The sequence below is a fragment of the Streptomyces sp. NPDC045998 genome (assembly GCF_056430285.1).
In genome coordinates this window covers 391,966-406,506 of sequence record NZ_JBWKLJ010000003.1, presented here as the reverse complement: position 1 = coordinate 406,506, position 14,541 = coordinate 391,966, and the positions used below count along the sequence as shown (strand labels likewise).

Annotated in this window: 12 protein-coding genes; 5 read left to right on the top strand and 7 right to left on the bottom strand. The window is 72.1% G+C overall.

Features of this window, described 5'->3' with window-relative positions:
* Positions 1–120: 120 nt before the first annotated feature.
* The gene (locus AC07FJ_RS10800; RefSeq protein ID WP_468284826.1) at positions 121–453 is read left to right on the top strand and encodes an ATP/GTP-binding protein; all 333 of its coding nucleotides are present in this window, start codon (positions 121–123) and stop codon (positions 451–453) included.
* Between the two features lie 37 nt (positions 454–490).
* On the opposite strand, the gene AC07FJ_RS10795 is transcribed toward AC07FJ_RS10800, so the two are convergent.
* The 3 genes from AC07FJ_RS10795 to AC07FJ_RS10785 form a co-directional block, all read right to left on the bottom strand.
* The gene (locus AC07FJ_RS10795; RefSeq protein ID WP_479047559.1) at positions 491–1,297 is read right to left on the bottom strand and encodes an ABC transporter permease; all 807 of its coding nucleotides are present in this window, start codon (positions 1,295–1,297) and stop codon (positions 491–493) included.
* The gene (locus tag AC07FJ_RS10790) at positions 1,294–2,502 is read right to left on the bottom strand and encodes an ABC transporter ATP-binding protein (protein ID WP_479047557.1); all 1,209 of its coding nucleotides are present in this window, start codon (positions 2,500–2,502) and stop codon (positions 1,294–1,296) included. The genes AC07FJ_RS10795 and AC07FJ_RS10790 overlap by 4 nt, the downstream gene beginning before the upstream one ends.
* A 1,388-nt stretch (positions 2,503–3,890) precedes the next feature.
* Positions 3,891–4,376 (bottom strand): ATP-binding protein, encoded by a 486-nt coding sequence (locus AC07FJ_RS10785; RefSeq protein WP_479047553.1) that lies wholly within the window; start codon positions 4,374–4,376, stop codon positions 3,891–3,893.
* 229 nt (positions 4,377–4,605) lie between these two features.
* Between AC07FJ_RS10785 and AC07FJ_RS10780 the strand changes: the two genes are divergently transcribed.
* The 4 genes from AC07FJ_RS10780 (at position 4,606) to AC07FJ_RS10765 (ending at position 7,370) form a co-directional block, all read left to right on the top strand.
* Complete coding sequence (locus AC07FJ_RS10780; protein WP_479047551.1) at positions 4,606–5,454, top strand: helix-turn-helix domain-containing protein; 849 nt, start codon at positions 4,606–4,608, stop codon at positions 5,452–5,454.
* Positions 5,455–5,474: 20 nt separating this feature from the next.
* Positions 5,475–5,669, top strand: coding sequence for a DUF397 domain-containing protein (locus AC07FJ_RS10775; RefSeq protein WP_479047549.1), 195 nt, complete (start codon positions 5,475–5,477; stop codon positions 5,667–5,669).
* A 117-nt stretch (positions 5,670–5,786) separates the two neighbouring features.
* Complete coding sequence (locus AC07FJ_RS10770; RefSeq protein ID WP_479047547.1) at positions 5,787–6,575, top strand: hypothetical protein; 789 nt, start codon at positions 5,787–5,789, stop codon at positions 6,573–6,575.
* A gap of 174 nt (positions 6,576–6,749) precedes the next feature.
* Positions 6,750–7,370: a hypothetical protein gene (locus AC07FJ_RS10765; protein WP_479047544.1), complete on the top strand. Its 621-nt coding sequence runs from the start codon at positions 6,750–6,752 to the stop codon at positions 7,368–7,370.
* Between the two features lie 51 nt (positions 7,371–7,421).
* Here AC07FJ_RS10765 and AC07FJ_RS10760 read toward each other — a convergent pair whose 3' ends face one another.
* The 4 genes from AC07FJ_RS10760 to scy all read right to left on the bottom strand — a co-directional run bounded on the left by AC07FJ_RS10760 (position 7,422) and on the right by scy (position 14,412).
* Entirely contained in the window at positions 7,422–8,201 is a 780-nt protein-coding gene (locus tag AC07FJ_RS10760) for an ABC transporter permease (protein ID WP_468284839.1), read from the bottom strand.
* A gap of 5 nt (positions 8,202–8,206) precedes the next feature.
* A complete protein-coding gene (locus AC07FJ_RS10755) occupies positions 8,207–9,145 on the bottom strand; it encodes an ABC transporter ATP-binding protein (protein ID WP_479047542.1) in 939 nt (312 codons plus the stop codon).
* A 94-nt stretch (positions 9,146–9,239) separates the two neighbouring features.
* Positions 9,240–10,178 (bottom strand): coiled-coil domain-containing protein, encoded by a 939-nt coding sequence (locus AC07FJ_RS10750; RefSeq protein ID WP_361418943.1) that lies wholly within the window; start codon positions 10,176–10,178, stop codon positions 9,240–9,242.
* Between the two features lie 115 nt (positions 10,179–10,293).
* Positions 10,294–14,412, bottom strand: a complete 4,119-nt coding sequence (gene scy / locus AC07FJ_RS10745; protein WP_479047540.1) for a polarized growth protein Scy — start codon at positions 14,410–14,412, stop codon at positions 10,294–10,296.
* Positions 14,413–14,541 lie beyond the last annotated feature (129 nt).

Genomic DNA, 14,541 nt, shown 5'->3' with positions numbered 1-14,541 from the left:
CAACAACGCCTGGCAGGTGCCAAAGGCAACGGCCGACGGGCAAGTTGTTCTGATTTTCCGCTAACTGCCTCTGTCGTAGGCTTGACCGACCCAATTCGTGCCCGCCAAGTGAGGTGTCCCGTGTCTCCGCGCCGCAACCGCCCCCGTGGCGGCGAGAAGCCGAACGAGCGCGCCGCCGAGACGGGCGACCGGTACGGCGGTTTCCAGCGCAGCGAGACCTGGCAGGGCGAGGACTGGGCCGTCCGGCACGTGGCGGGCGCGAGCGCCGCGGGCAAGCGGTACCGGTGCCCCGGCTGCGACCAGGAGATCCCCTCCTCGGTTCCGCACGTGGTGGCGTGGCCGTCGTCGTACGGCGGCGTGGAGGACCGGCGCCACTGGCACAAGGCGTGCTGGAACGCGAAGGACCGCCGCACCACGCGGGTGCAGCGGTCCCGTAACGCGCCCCGGTACTAACCCGGACGAGTGAAGGTCTGTCTGTCGTGTGCCGGTGTCAGACGTCCCGCTTGTCGAGCGCCAGGAAGGCGCCGACCATGGCGACCGCCGTCACGCCCAGCATGATCCACAGCGGCTCCCAGCCGGACGGCCCGGTCTCGGTGACGGCGTTGTCGTAGAGGACGCCGAGCTGGCTCGGGATCGAGTACTCGAAGAGGGCCTGCCGCACGTCCTGGAGCGACTCCGCGACCATGAACAGCGCCAGGACCAGGGGCAGCAGGACGATGCCGAGCATCACCGTGATCGCGCCGGCCGAGTGGCGCAGCAGCGCGCCGACGGCGAGCGACAGCAGGCCGAGCGTCGCCACGTACAGGCCGACACCGACGGTGGCGCGGAACCAGTCCTCGCCGGTCGACGTGCCCGAGTCGACGATCGCGGTCTGGATCGCTCCGACGAGCGCGGCGACGGTGGTGGTGACCAGGAAGACCACCAGGAAGAAGACGATCGACTTCGCGGCGAGCACGCGGGCGCGGCTGGGGCACGCGGTGAGGGTCGTACGGATCATGCCGGTGCCGTACTCGGACGAGATGGTCAGCACGCCCAGCGTGATCACGCAGATCGAGCCCAGCAGCACGCCGAAGAAGCCGAGCGGGAGCACGGACTCGCCTTGGAGGTCCGTGTTGGTGCCGGCCACGGCGAAGGCGGAGAGCAGGCCGATGCCGATCATCAGCAGGATCATCACGCCGAGCGTCCACATCGTGGACCGGACGGATCGGATTTTGGTCCACTCGGAAGCGAGCGCGTCCCCGAGGTGGGCGCGGCGGACGGGGATGGGGGAGCTGTAGGAGTACGGCGGGGTGGTCATCGGGCGTCCTCGGGGTCGCTCTTGGTCAGGGAGGCCGGGGCGGGCGGGGCGACGGGCGGCTGCGCGGGCGGTGCCGACGGCGCGGCGGGCGGTGCCGCCTGGGGGGCGGGGGCGCCGGGAGCCGGGGCGCTCGGGGCGCTCGGGGCCGGAGCGCCGGCCGCGTACGGGTTCTGTCCGGGCGGCGGCGGGGCGTACCAGCCCTGCTGCGGCACCTCGGGGACCGCCGGCGGCGCGTACCCGCCCATCGCCGGCTGCTGCTGCGGCTGCATGAGCCCGGACCGCTGGTCGATGGTGGAGCGGTAGTCCACGGCCCCCTGCGTGAGCCGCATGTACGCCTCCTCCAGCGAGGCCTGGTGCGGCGACAGCTCCCAGAGCCGTACGTCCGCGTCGTGCGCGAGGTCGCTGATGCGCGGCAGCGGCAGCCCGGTCACGCGCAGGGCGCCGTCCGGCTCCGACATGACCTGCCCGCCGGCCTCGGCGAGCACGCCCATCAGCTTGTCCCGCTGCGCGGGCTCCGTCTGCGGCGTACGCACGCGCGCGAAGTCGGCGGAGTTGGCCGAGATGAAGTCCTTGACGCTCATGTCGGCGAGCAGCTGCCCGCGCCCGATCACGATCAGGTGCTCGGCGGTCAGCGCCATCTCGCTCATCAGGTGCGACGACACGAAGACGGTCCGGCCCTCGGCGGCGAGCGCCTTCATCAGGTTGCGCACCCAGAGGATGCCCTCGGGGTCCAGGCCGTTGACGGGCTCGTCGAAGAGCAGCACCTGCGGGTCACCGAGCAGCGCGGCCGCGATGCCGAGCCGCTGCCCCATGCCGAGCGAGAAGCCCTTCGACCGCTTCTTCGCCACGTCCTGGAGCCCGACGACGCCGAGCACCTCGTCGACCCGCCGCGCCGGGATCCCGGCGAGCTGCGCCAGCGACAGCAGGTGGTTGCGCGCACTGCGCCCACCGTGGACGGCCTTGGCGTCCAGCAGCGCGCCGACCTGCCGGGGCGCGTTCGGCAGCTTGCGGAAGGGGTGCCCGCCGATGGTGACGTGGCCGGCCGTCGGCTGGTCCAGGCCCAGGATCATGCGCATGGTCGTCGACTTCCCGGAGCCGTTGGGCCCCAGGAAGCCGGTGACGGTGCCGGACCGCACCTGGAAGGAAAGGTTGTACACGGCCGTCTTGGCGCCGTAGCGCTTCGTCAGGCCGACTGCCTCGATCATTCTCCAGCCCCATCGACAGGTCAGCTCAAGTCAGGGCGCGTAGCCCCCGTAGGAGGTAAGAGCGTATCGAGCGCTTGACGGTTCCGGCCAAGCCGTAAAAGCTGCGCGGCTGGCTGCGGTGGAGGGCGGCGGGCCGGGCCGCCCGGGTAGGGGCGTGGCCCCGGGCGTGCTGGGGTGCCGGGGCGCGGACGTCCGCGTGGGGGCGAGGTGTGGCCGCCCTCCTTTCCCGAGAGTCGCGGCCTCCGCCGCCCTGTCAAGGGCGCTCCCGCTGGCCGCGTCGGCTGCGCCGATGGGCTTCGCCCACCCTTGACAGGCCGCCTCCACCCGCGATCTTCCTCTCGGGAGGGCGGCCGGGGGGTGAGGGCCGGCGGCGAAGGTCTGCTGATGGCGGGGGTGCGCTGCCGGATGTCTGGTGGGGCTGGTGGTCCGCGGCGGTGGAACGGGGTGGCCCGGCTCGGCTCAGCGGCTGCGGCCCGTGGGCGGCCGGGTTCAGGACCTCGCTTCTGCCGGTGGTGGGTGCGCGGTGGTGGTGTGGGGCGGCAGGGGTTCTTCGGCGACCGCAATCCGGTGGTCGGCTGGGGTGCAGGCTGATGGCTGGGGTTGGTCGGTGGTCGGGGCGCGTGGCCGGGGTCTGGTTTGGGCGGGTTCCACATGCGTGGGATGAGGGGCGTGCGCCAACCGGACCAGACCGGCCGTGAGGCCGTCGCGGGGCCGGGCATATAGCCGGATTCCGGGCGTGGGGGTGTGGTGCGTGGGCACTTTGGTCGCCGTCTGGCCTGAGGACCGCTACCCGGCGGCGCCCGAGGGAGCTCGTCGCGGCCGAAGCGCCCACACGCCAGGCCGGAGCCCTGGTGCGGGCGAGACTTTCAGTCCGCCCGCTCGGGCGGGTTTTCTCGGCTCCGCGTGCGGCTCGGCATCGTTCGCCGACTTGGGGCTCGCGCACTCGCGGGGCCGAGAGCATCTAGGCGCTGAGTCTGCCCGGGCCATCCATGGCCTGGGGGGTCGTGATCACGCCCAACCGGCCCCAGCTACCCCACACCACGACCGCGTACCCACCACCGGGCAGGAGCGAGGTCTTGTGCCTCAGCCGACGGACGGGCCGCAGGCGCCAAGCAGGGACCTGCCGCCACATTGCGCTGCCGCGCAGTCCCACCCACGCTCCCGTCGCCCGGCAGCGCGCCCGCACCACAAGCAGACCTCCGCCGGGGCCCGCTCCCCTGGGCCGCCCTCTGAGTGTGAAGAGGCGGGTGGAGGCGGGCCGTCAAGGGTGGGCGAAGCCCATCGCGAAGCGACGCGACCAACGGGAGCGCCCTTGACGGGTCGCTGGAGCCCGCCACACTCGGAGCGAGGGCGGCCCCGCACCGCGACCAACCGCAGCCGCCCCACCCCTAGGAGCCGGAAAGGCGCGGCCGCGCGAACTCCGACTGCGCCCTCGGTGCCAGTTCGCACCACAGGAGCTTGCCGTTCCGGCCGAACAGGTCGTCCCCCAGCGGGTAACCGCCCCAGTTGTCCGCGTACATGTGCACCAGCAGCAGCCCGCGCCCGCTGTCCGCGTCTGACGGAGCGGGCGCGGGCTGTCGCATGCCCGGAGGTCGGTCGAAGGGTGCGGGGATGTGGGGGTTGGTGTCCCACACGCTGATCCGTAGCCACCCCTCCTCCATGCGCCGCAGCCGCAGCGTCGCCGGACCGTCGGAGTGGCGGTACGCGTTGGTGACCAGCTCGCACGCCAGCAGCTCGGCGGTGTCCGTGAGTTCATCCATGCCGTGACCGGCGAGCACCGCCCGCAGGGTCATCCGGGCCACGCGTGGTGCGCGGGGGGTGTGGGGGACTTGGAGCAGGTACGACCACGGGGCATGCGGGGATACGGTGTCCACGGAAGTCTCCTGTGGGGAGGTGGAGTTGGATCACTCGATGGCGAGACCGCGCGGTGGCAATGCCGCGGGGTGCGGTGCGCTTCCGGTATGCCGGTCGGGCCTGGCGAGTGGCGTGAGTCACACCGTAGAGCAATCGCTGTTATATCTAACAGTGATTCATGGCCAATTATCTCAAGTGTGCACGTGTGGGTGACACGTCCGCACGCATGTAGGTGCAGAACGGAGAGCCGTGCCCCCGACCCTTGCCCCCACCCTCCGCCAACGGCGGCTCGGAACCGAGCTGCGGAAGCTGCGTGAGCACGCAGGCCTGACGTCGACCGGTGCCGCTCAGCGCCTCGGGGTGAATCAAGCGCAGGTCAGCAGCATCGAGTCAGGGCGCTATGCGGTGAGTGCCGAACGGGTGCGGGCGTTCGCGCGCGCCTACGACTGCGCTGACGAGGCGTTGGTCGACGCGCTGTGCGCCATGACCGGAGGTCGGCCACGGGGTTGGTGGGACGAGTACCGCGACCATCTCCCTGCGGCCTTGGTGGACCTGGCGGAACTGGAGGACCACGCCAGGGAACTGCGCGTGAGCCTGGTCATCCATATCCCGGCGCTGCTGCAAACCGTCGACCACGCGCGCGCCCTGTTCCAGACCGTGGCTCCGCCGCTCCTCCCGTACGAGGTGGAGCATCGGTTGTCCCACCGCATCAAGCGACAGGGGATCCTGCACGGCAGTCGCCCTGTCCCCTACACGGCATTGATCCATGAAGCGGCCCTGCGCATGGGCTTCGGCGGGCGGGACGTCACGCGAGCGCAACTCCAGCACCTCATCGACATGGGCGAGCGGGACAACGTGGCGGTCCATGTGATCCCGTTCGGCAGCGGATTCCCTGGCACGGGTCAGTCCATCGACTACGTCTCGGGGCCGGTGCCGCAGCTCGATACGGTTCAGCTGGACACGCACCATGGCTGTGAGTTCCTCGACTCAAGGGCTCAACTGGCCAAGTACAGCTCCGTCCTCGATCGCATGGAGGCGGCGGCCCTGAACCCTGCCGAATCCCGTGACTTCATCCACCGGATCATCCGAGACCTTTGAGAGGGGAACCGGCGTTGCCTGTGTATCAATGGCGTAAGTCCTCCTACAGCGGCGACGCTTCGAACTGCGTCTGCGTCGCCGTCGCGCCCGACGGGGTCGTGCGCCTCCGGGACAGCAAGGTGCCCGAGACCGTCATCGAGGTGCGGGGCGAGGTGATGCGGCGGTTCGTCGGGGCCGTCGCCGTAGGGCGATACGGGCCCTTCGAGCAGGTCTGATCACGTTGTCGTCACGCCGGGATCCCGATTTGCGCAGGCGTGATCACTCAATTTCACAACTGCCTAGTGTTGACGCAGTCGCGACAAGCGGCACCCCCACTCAGCGAAAGTTGCGTCATGCGAAGCACCCTCGTCCGTCGTACCGCCGTCGCCGCCACCGCGGTTTCCCTGGCCGTGCTGGCCACCGCCTGCAGCGGTTCGGCAGAGAAGGGCGGGGACGCGGGGCAGAAGGGCGACAAGGGCAAGGCGTCCGCGCCCGCCGAGGCCGCCGAGGCGTCCGGTGCGAAGGCGCCGTCCTCCGCCGAGCTGGAGAAGCTCGCGCTCGTCGAGGGGGACGTGCAGCTGCACGAGGTGAAGCCGGCGACCGCCGCCGAGAAGATCACGGCCGCCGAGATCACGACCGACAAGCCGGAGTGCCTCCCCGTCGCCCACGCGGTGGCCGGCGTGGCGCAGGGGCAGCCCGCGGGGACCACCGAGGCGCGGCGGGTGACCGAGAAGCCCGAGAAGAACAAGAAGGCGGTCGAGGGGGGCGACATCATGGCGGCGTTCAACCTGACGACCACCCAGGTCGTCCTCGGCTCGTACGACGGCAAGGGCGCCGAAGGAGCCTTCGCGGCGCTGCGCAAGGCCGCGGCCGACTGCGTCGGCGGGTTCACCACCACGTGGAAGGGCGAGCAGTCGAAGGTGGCCAAGGTCACCGAGCTCAAGGCCGCCGGTGGCGACGAGGCCGCCGCCTGGGGCGTCGCCCTGGATCAGGACGGCGAGACGGTGACGTACAAGATCACCGCCGTGCGCAAGGGCGCCGTGATCGGGTCCTTCTCCTCGTTCAACCTCATCAGCGCGCAGGGCAAGGACTTCCCGCTGCCCACCGCCGTCATCGAGGCGCAGGTCGCCAAGCTCGGCTGAGAGCGGTAAGGCGCAGCCGGTGCGTACGCGCGGTCGGGGAAACCGGCCGCGCGTACGCGTTGCCGCCCTCTCCCCGAGGGTCACGGACCCCTCCCTGATCGCTGCTAGGGTGACGTGCGCTCGTCAAGGACGGGCCCCTTCCGCACCCACTCACACCTTCAACGGGGGTTGAACGTGAAGCTTCGCCATGTCCGCGCGGTCGCCGTCTTCGGCATCGTCCTCGTCACCCTGACCGGCGCCCGTGGCTCGCACGGTGGCTCCTGCGGCGGCAGCAGCAGTGGCAGCAGTGGCAGCAGCAGTAGCAGTAGCAGCGGCGGCAGCGACGGCGGCACCAGCACCAGCGGTGGTTACGACGGCTCGACCGGGACCACGGGGTCCACCGACTCCACCTCCGGCTCGACCTCCGGCTACGGCGACAGCGGCTACACCAGCGGCTACACCACCAGCGGCACCTCGACCAGTGGCAGCAGCGGCAGCAGCGGCGGCGGCAGCAAGGGCAAGGCCGGTGACGACAAGGGCGTCTCCATCACCGAGTGCTTCTACGACCCGAGCCGGGGCATCGTGGCGCGCGTCAGCGCCCACAACACCAGCACCTCGGAGCAGTACACCTACAAGTTCCAGGTCCGCTTCACCGACCCGGAGCGCAACGTCCTCGGCACCCGGGACTCCATGATCCCGTGGGTGCAGCCGGGCAAGCTGGAGAAGACCGACGTCGCCACCCCGTACTGGGCCAAGGACGGCGACGGCAGCGGCGGCTCCTGCGAGCTCGTCAGCGTCAGCCGCACCACGCTCTGATCCACCTCGTGCGGCGGCGCGTCACCTCGGATTCGCGCCGCCGCACACCGTCTACGCGTCCCGCCGCTTCAGCACCACGTACCCGCCGGCCAGCGCCGCCGCCACCCACAGCACCATGATGCCGAGCCCGCCCCACGGGCCGTACGGCGCCGGATCGCTGCCCATCGCACCCGGCACCACCTGCATGATCGTGGAGCCCGCCTGGTCCGGGAAGTACTCCGCCACCTCCTTCGCCTTCGGCACGGCCGACAGGATCTGGGAGATGAGGAAGAAGAACGGCACCAGGATGCCCAGCGACAGCACCGTCGAGCGCAGCATCGCCGCCACGCCCATCGAGAACACCGCCATCAGGCCCATGTAGAGACCGCCGCCGACCACGGCGCGCAGGACGTTCTCCTCGCCGATGCCCGTGCGGTGCTCGCCCAGCAGCGCCTGGCCCAGGAAGAACGAGGCGAAGCTCGTCAGCAGGCCGACGGCCAGCGCGAGCACGCCCGCCACCGCGATCTTGCCGAAGAGGAACGTACCGCGCCGGGGCACGGCCGCCAGCGAGGTGCGGATCATGCCGGTGCTGTACTCGGTGCCGACGACCAGGACCCCGAACACCACCATCGCCAGCTGGCCCAGCAGCATGCCGGAGAAGCTGACCACGGTCGGGTCGAACGTCGCCTGCTCGATGGGCGGCATGTCGTCGAAGGTCGCCTTCACCAGCGCGCTGAGCGCCGCGCCCATCGCGACCGTCACCACGAGCGCGCTCGCCAGTGTCCAGACCGTCGACGAGACCGTACGGATCTTGGTCCATTCGGAGCGCAGGACCGCGGGGACCGATGCCATCGTCGTCAGACCTCCCTCGGGGCCCACTGCGGGGCGTCCGCGGCGTGCGCGTGGTACTCCACCGCAGCCGCCGTCATCTGCATGAACGCCTCTTCGAGCGAGGCCCGCTGCGCACTCAGTTCGTGCAGCGTGATCCCGTGCCGGCCCGCCAGCTCGCCGATCGCCTCCGTCGTCGTGCCGTCGACCTCCAGCGTGCCGCCGGCCGTCTCGGTCGCCGTCAGACCGGCGGCGAGCAGGGCCTCGCGGAGCTCGGCGCGCTGCGGTGAACGTACCCGGACGTAACTTCTGGAGTTCTGGTGAATGAAATCCGCCATCGAGGTGTCGGCGAGCAGCTTGCCCTGCCCGATCACGATCAAGTGGTCGGCGGTCAGCGCCATTTCACTCATCAGATGGCTGGAAACGAAGATCGTCCGGCCTTCGGCGGCCAGCGTCTTCATCAGATTGCGGATCCAGTGAATTCCCTCGGGGTCCAGACCATTGACGGGTTCGTCGAAGAGGAGGACTTGTGGATCACCCAGCAGCGCGGCGGCGATTCCCAGCCGCTGGCCCATTCCCATCGAGAAACCTTTCGGTTTCTTCTTGGCCACGGCGGTGAGTCCCACAAGATCGAGAACTTCGCCCACCCGGCGCTCCGGAATGCGATTGGACTGGGCCAGACAGAGCAGGTTGTTGTACGCGCTGCGCCCGCCGTGCATGGCCCTCGACTCCAGCAGCGCGCCGATGTACTTGAGCGGCTCGTCCAGGTCCCGGTAGTGCTTGCCGTCGATCCGGACCGTCCCGTTGGTCGGATGGTCCAGACCGAGCATCATCCGCATGGTGGTCGACTTGCCGGCGCCGTTCGGCCCGAGGAAGCCCGTCACCACGCCGGGGCGCACCCGGAAGGAGAGGTGGTCGACCGCCGTCTTCGTACCGAACCGTTTCGTCAGCCCCTCGAGCTCGATCATCCGACCACGCTACGGGCGCACCAAGCCCCCCGCCACCGGTACGCACCGGAAAGTCGGGGGGCCGTGAGGAGCGATCAGCTCGTACGCCGCCGGGTCAGCGGCCCTGCTGCGCCGGGACGCCGCGCGAGACCGGCTCGTCGTCGACCGGGGACCCCGCCGCGGCCACCGCCGCGCCGGTCAGCGTGGCCAGCATCTCGCGGACGTTGGTCAGCTGGGCGTTGATGGAGTCGCGACGGTTCGTCAGCGCGGCCAGCTCGCGCTCCGATTCGCTGCGGATCCGGTCCGCCTTGGCGTTCGCGTCGGCCACGATGTCCTCGGCCTGGCGCTGCGCGGTCTCCACCGTCTGGCGGGCCCGGCGCTCCGCGTCCGTACGCAGCTTCTCCGCCTCCAGGCGCAGCTGCTCCGCCCGGTGCTCGATCTCGGCGAGGCGCTTCTCCGCCTTGGCCTGACGGGCGGCCAGGTCGCGCTCGGACTGCTCCCGCCGCTTGGCGAGGTTCGTCTCGAAGTCGGCGGCGGCCTGCGCGGCCTTCGCGCGGGTCTCCTCGAAGAGGGCGTCCGCCTCCTCGCGCTTGGACTGCGCGTCCTTCTGCGCCTCGGAGCGCAGCGTGTTCGCCTCGCCCTGGGCCTTCTCGACGATCCGGACACCCTCGTCCTCGGCCTTCGCCTTGCGCTCGGCGGCGAACGCCTCGGCGTCGTTGCGCACCTGCTGCGCGGCCGCCTCGGCCAGCTCACGGTGCTGCTCGGCGGCGCGACGGGCCTCCTCGCGCAGGTCCTTCGCCTCCTCCTCGGCCAGGCGGAGGATCTTCTCGACACGGGCACCGAGGCCGGCGTACGACGGCTCGGCGTCGCTGACCTGGGCCTGGGCGTTCTGGGTCTCGAGGTGGAGCTCCTCGATGCGCTTTTCCAGAGAGGTGATACGGGCCAGAGCACTGTCTCGGTCGGCGACGAGCTTGGTAATGCGGTCGTCCACCTGACCGCGGTCGTAACCACGCCGCACGAGCTCGAAGCCGAAGGGGGAGGAAGTGTCGCTCATGGGGTTCCTGTCGAATGAGACCGGTGAGGTGTTAGGGGGAATCCTAGGGGCCGAGGCGGCGTGTCTTCGAGCGGATGCCCGTTCAAACTACAGAATGTCCAGCCTTTTGAGTGGCTTAACCGTCGGATGACTTGCTACTCGAACGGGTAACCCCGGCCGTCGCGCCCGCCTTGACTCCGCTGTCCTTGGTACCCCCTGACGGCGCTTCGAACGACTCCAATGCCTCCAATACGTCCTGAACGCGCGAAATCTCCGCCTGAATGTCCTCGCGCCTGCGCACCAGAACCTCCAGTTCCCGCTTCCCTTCCGAGATCATCTTCTCGGCTTCGCGCTCCGCGTCCGCCTTGATCTTTTCGGCCTGACGGGTGAGCTCGGCCTTCTTCTGCTCGGCCTCCTTGAGCAGCCCTTCGGCCTTCTTCACCGCCGAGATACGGACCTTCGCCGCCTCCGAATTGGCGTCCGACAGCAGCTGCTTCGCCTTCTCCTCCGCCTCGGCGCGCTGCTCGGTGGCAGCCTTGACCAGCTTGTCCACCCGTTCGCCCGCCGACTTCATCTGTTCGGCGGCCTCCCGACGGGCCCGTTCGTGCAGCTCCTCGATCTCCGACTCGGTCCGCGAGCGCAGCTCCTCCGTGCGCTCCCTTATGGCCGTGGCGTCACCGCGCGCCTCGCGCAGCAGCTCGTCCGCGTCCGTCCGGGCCTTCTCCACGAGAGTGTTGCCCTCGATGGTCGCCTCGGAGACGATCCGCTCGGCCTCCTTGCGGGCCACGCCCACCATCGTGTCGGCCTGCGCCTCCGCCTCGGCGGTGGCGCGCAGCGCCTCCTCCTGGGCCTTCGCGATGAGCTGGTCCGCCTGTTCGGCCGCGTCCGCGCGGCGCTTCGCCGCCGCCTCGCGCGCCTCGTCGACCACCCGGTCGGCCTCGGCCCGCGCCTCGGCGCGCATCCGCTCGGCGGCCGCCTCCGACTCCGCGCGGTGCCGCTCGGCCTCCGCCCGCATGCGCTCGGCCGCCTGCTGCGCCGAACCGACCGTCTCGGCCGCCTCCGCCCGCAGCCGCTCGGCCTCGTCGGTCGCCTCGTTCCGTACGCGCTCGGCCTCGCGCTCCGCGTCGGCGCGCAGCCGCTCCGACTCGCCCGTCGCCTCGGCGACCAGCCGCTCCGCCTCCGCCGTCGCCTCCGCGACCAGCCGCTCGGCACGCTCGGCCGTCTCGGCACCGACACGCTCCGCCTCAGCGGTGGCCTCGCCGATGAGCTGGTCCGCCTGCGCGGCCGCGTCGGCGCGCCGCTTGTCGGCGGCCTTGCGGGCCTCGTCGAGGACCTGCTCGCCGTCCGCGCGGGCGGCGGCGCGCAGCGCCTCGGCCTGCGCCTCGCCCTCCGCCTTGACCTGCTCGGCCTCGGTACGCAGCCGCGCCGCGTCCTGCTCGGCGGTCGACAGCAGCTCGGCCGCCTCCGCCGTCATCCGCTCGGCCTCGCTCGTCGCCTCGCCCACCAGCCGGTCGGCCTGCGTAGCGGCCTCCGACCGGATGCGGTTGGCGTCCTCGCGGGCGTCCGCGCGCGTCCGGGCCGCGTCCTGCTCCGCCGACGCGAGCGAGTCGGACGCCTCGGTCCGCACCCGCTGGGCGTACTCCGCGGTGTCCTTCTTCAGCCGCTCGGACTCGGTGATGGCGTCCGCCATCGTCCGCTCGGCCAGCGCCTTGGCGGCGTCCGTCTCCTCCTGCGTACGGGCGCGCAGCTGGGCCGCGTCCTCGGCGGCCCGCTCCCGCTCCGCGTACGCGTCGGCGCGGACCCGGTCGGCTTCCTCCTGCGCCTCGGTGCGGGTGCGCTCCGCCGCGTGCTCGGCGGCCGACCGCAGCCCGGCGATCTCCTCCTCGGCCTGCTCCTGGAGCCCGGCGACCGAGTCCCGCACCTGCTGCGCGGTCTGCTCGGCGGCGGCGACCATCTCGGTGGCCCGCCGGTCCGCCTCCTCCACCAGCCGCTGCGCCTCGGTCTGCGCCTCCTCGACGCGCTTGCGCGCCGACGCCAGCAGCTCCTCGCTCTGCTCGCGGGCCCGCTGCCGCTCCTGGTCGGCCTCCGCGCGCGCCGAACCGAGCGTCTCCTCCGCCTCGCGGCGGCGCCGGTTCGCCTCCTCCTGCGCGGCGGCCAGCTCCTCGGCGGCCTCCGCCGTGACCCGCTCGGCCGCGGCCTGCGCCTCGGCCCGCACCCGGTCCGCCGACTCCTGCGCCTCGCTCTTGAGTCGCTCGGCCTCCGCGGCGGCCTCCGAACGCAGCAGGACCGCGGCGTTCTCCGCCTCCGCGCGGGCGGCGGACGCGTCCGCCGCCGCCTCCGTGCGCAGCCGCTCGGCCTCCTGCTCGGCCTGCGCCTGGAGCGTACGGATCCGCTCGGCGGCCTCGGCGCGCTGCCGCTCGGCCTCCTCGGCGGCCTCCCGGCGCAGCCGCTCGGCGTCCGCCCGGGCGTCGGTCAGCGCCTGCTCGGCGGCCGTGAGGCGGGCCTCCGCCTCCGAGTGCAGCCGGGCCAGCTCCTCGGCGGCCTCCGCCTGCCGGGCCGCGATGCCCCGCTCGGTCTCCTCGCGCAGCGCGGCGGCGGCCTCCTCGGCCGCGGCCCGCACCGACTCGGCCTGCTCCTCGGCCTCGCCGCGCAGCTGGTCGGCCTCCTCGCGGGTGCGCTCCAGCGCCTCCTCGGCCTGCCTGCGCAGGGCCGTCGCCCGCTCGACCGCCTCGGTACGCAGCCGCTCGGTCTCGGCGGCGGCCGCCGTGCGCAGCTCGTCCGCGTCCGCCTTCGCCTTGGTCAGCAGCTCCTCGGCGGTCTTCGCCGCCTCCTCGATCTGCTGGACGGCCTCGCGCCGCGCCTCGCCCCGGATCCGCTCGCCCTCGGCGATGGCGTCGGCCCGCAGCTGCTCGGCCTCGCCGCGCAGCCGGCGCGCCTCCTCCTGGAGCTCGACCGTCTTGGCGCGGTACTCCGCGGTGTCGTCCTTCGCCGCGCCCTTGAGCTCCTCGGCGGTGTCGTGCGCCTCCGCGCGCAGCCGGTCCGCCTCGGCCTCGGCCTCGCGGCGGATCCGCTCCGCCTCCTCGGCCGCCTTGCGGGTGGTCTCGCTCGCGTCCTCGGACGCCTTGGACAGGACCTCCTCGGCGGTCCGCGCCGCCTTGGCCAGCTGCGCCGCCGAGTCCTCCGCCGCCTTCGTACGCGCCTTCTCGGCGGCCTCCGCGACGAGCTTCTCGGCCGCCGCGCGCGCGTCGGCGAGCGCCTGCTCGGCCTCCGCCTTGAGCGCCTCGGACTCCTTCGTCGCCTCCGCGACCAGCCGGGCGATCTCCGCCTTGGCCGTACGCGTACGCTGCTCGGTCTCCGACTCGGCGGTCGACAGCCGCTTGGCCGCCGCCTCCCGGGCCTCCGTGACGACCTTGTCCGCCTCGGCGCGCGCCTCGCGCAGCCGCTCGTCGGCCTCCTGGAGCCGCTGCTCGGCCGCCCGGCTGAGCTCGGTCGCCTGCTGGCGGGCCTGCTCCGACTCGGCGGTCGTCGCGCTGCGCAGCTGCTCGGCGTGGCTGGTGGCCTCCGCGGCCTGGGTGGAGGCGGCGTTCAGCAGCCGCTCGGCGTCCTTGCGGGCGCGCAGCAGGATCGCCTCGGCCTCGGCGCGGGCGGTCTCCGTCTGGGAGCTGAGCCGCTGGCGGGCCTCCTCCGCGAGGCGGGTGGCCTCGGCGCGGGCCGCCGCCAGGGACTGCTCGGCCTCCGCGCGGGACTCCTCCAGCAGGCGGCGGGCCTGCGCCTCGGTGCGGGCGCGCAGCTGCTCGGCCCACGCCACGTTCTCGTTGACGTGCGCCTCGACGGTCTGCCGGCGCTCCGCGAGCTCCTGGTCCAGCTGCTGGCGCCGCTGTACCGCCTCCGCGTGCAACTCCGCCTGGAGCCGGGCCTGGTGCTCGGCGTGCTCCTGGAGGATCCGCTGCGTCTGGGCGCGCGCCTCGCGCAGCTCGCGCTCGGCGTCCGAACGCAACTGCTCGGCCTGGATCTGCGCGTTGCGCAGCAGCTGCTCGGCCTGGTAGCCGACGTCCGCGCTGTCGTAGGCGGGCCGGGTGGCGATGGTGCGGCGCGCCTCGTGGAGCTTGGCGCGCAAGACCTCGACCTGGTAACCGAGGTCCTCGGCGTGCTGGACGGCCTTCTCCCGCTCGGTCTTCAGCCGGTCCATCTCGGCTTCGAACCGCGAAAGGTGGTCGTCAGCCCGGTGGCTCTCCTGGCGTTCGTAGCCCCGCACTGCGCGGTCCCATCCGTCCCCTGGTCGCAACTCTCTTGTACGAGCACCGTTCGCCGGCGAACGGCCCCCCGGGGAATGGTGTCAGACCACTGTCGGGGACGCGGCGCGGCCCCGGTCCGTCCCCGGCCC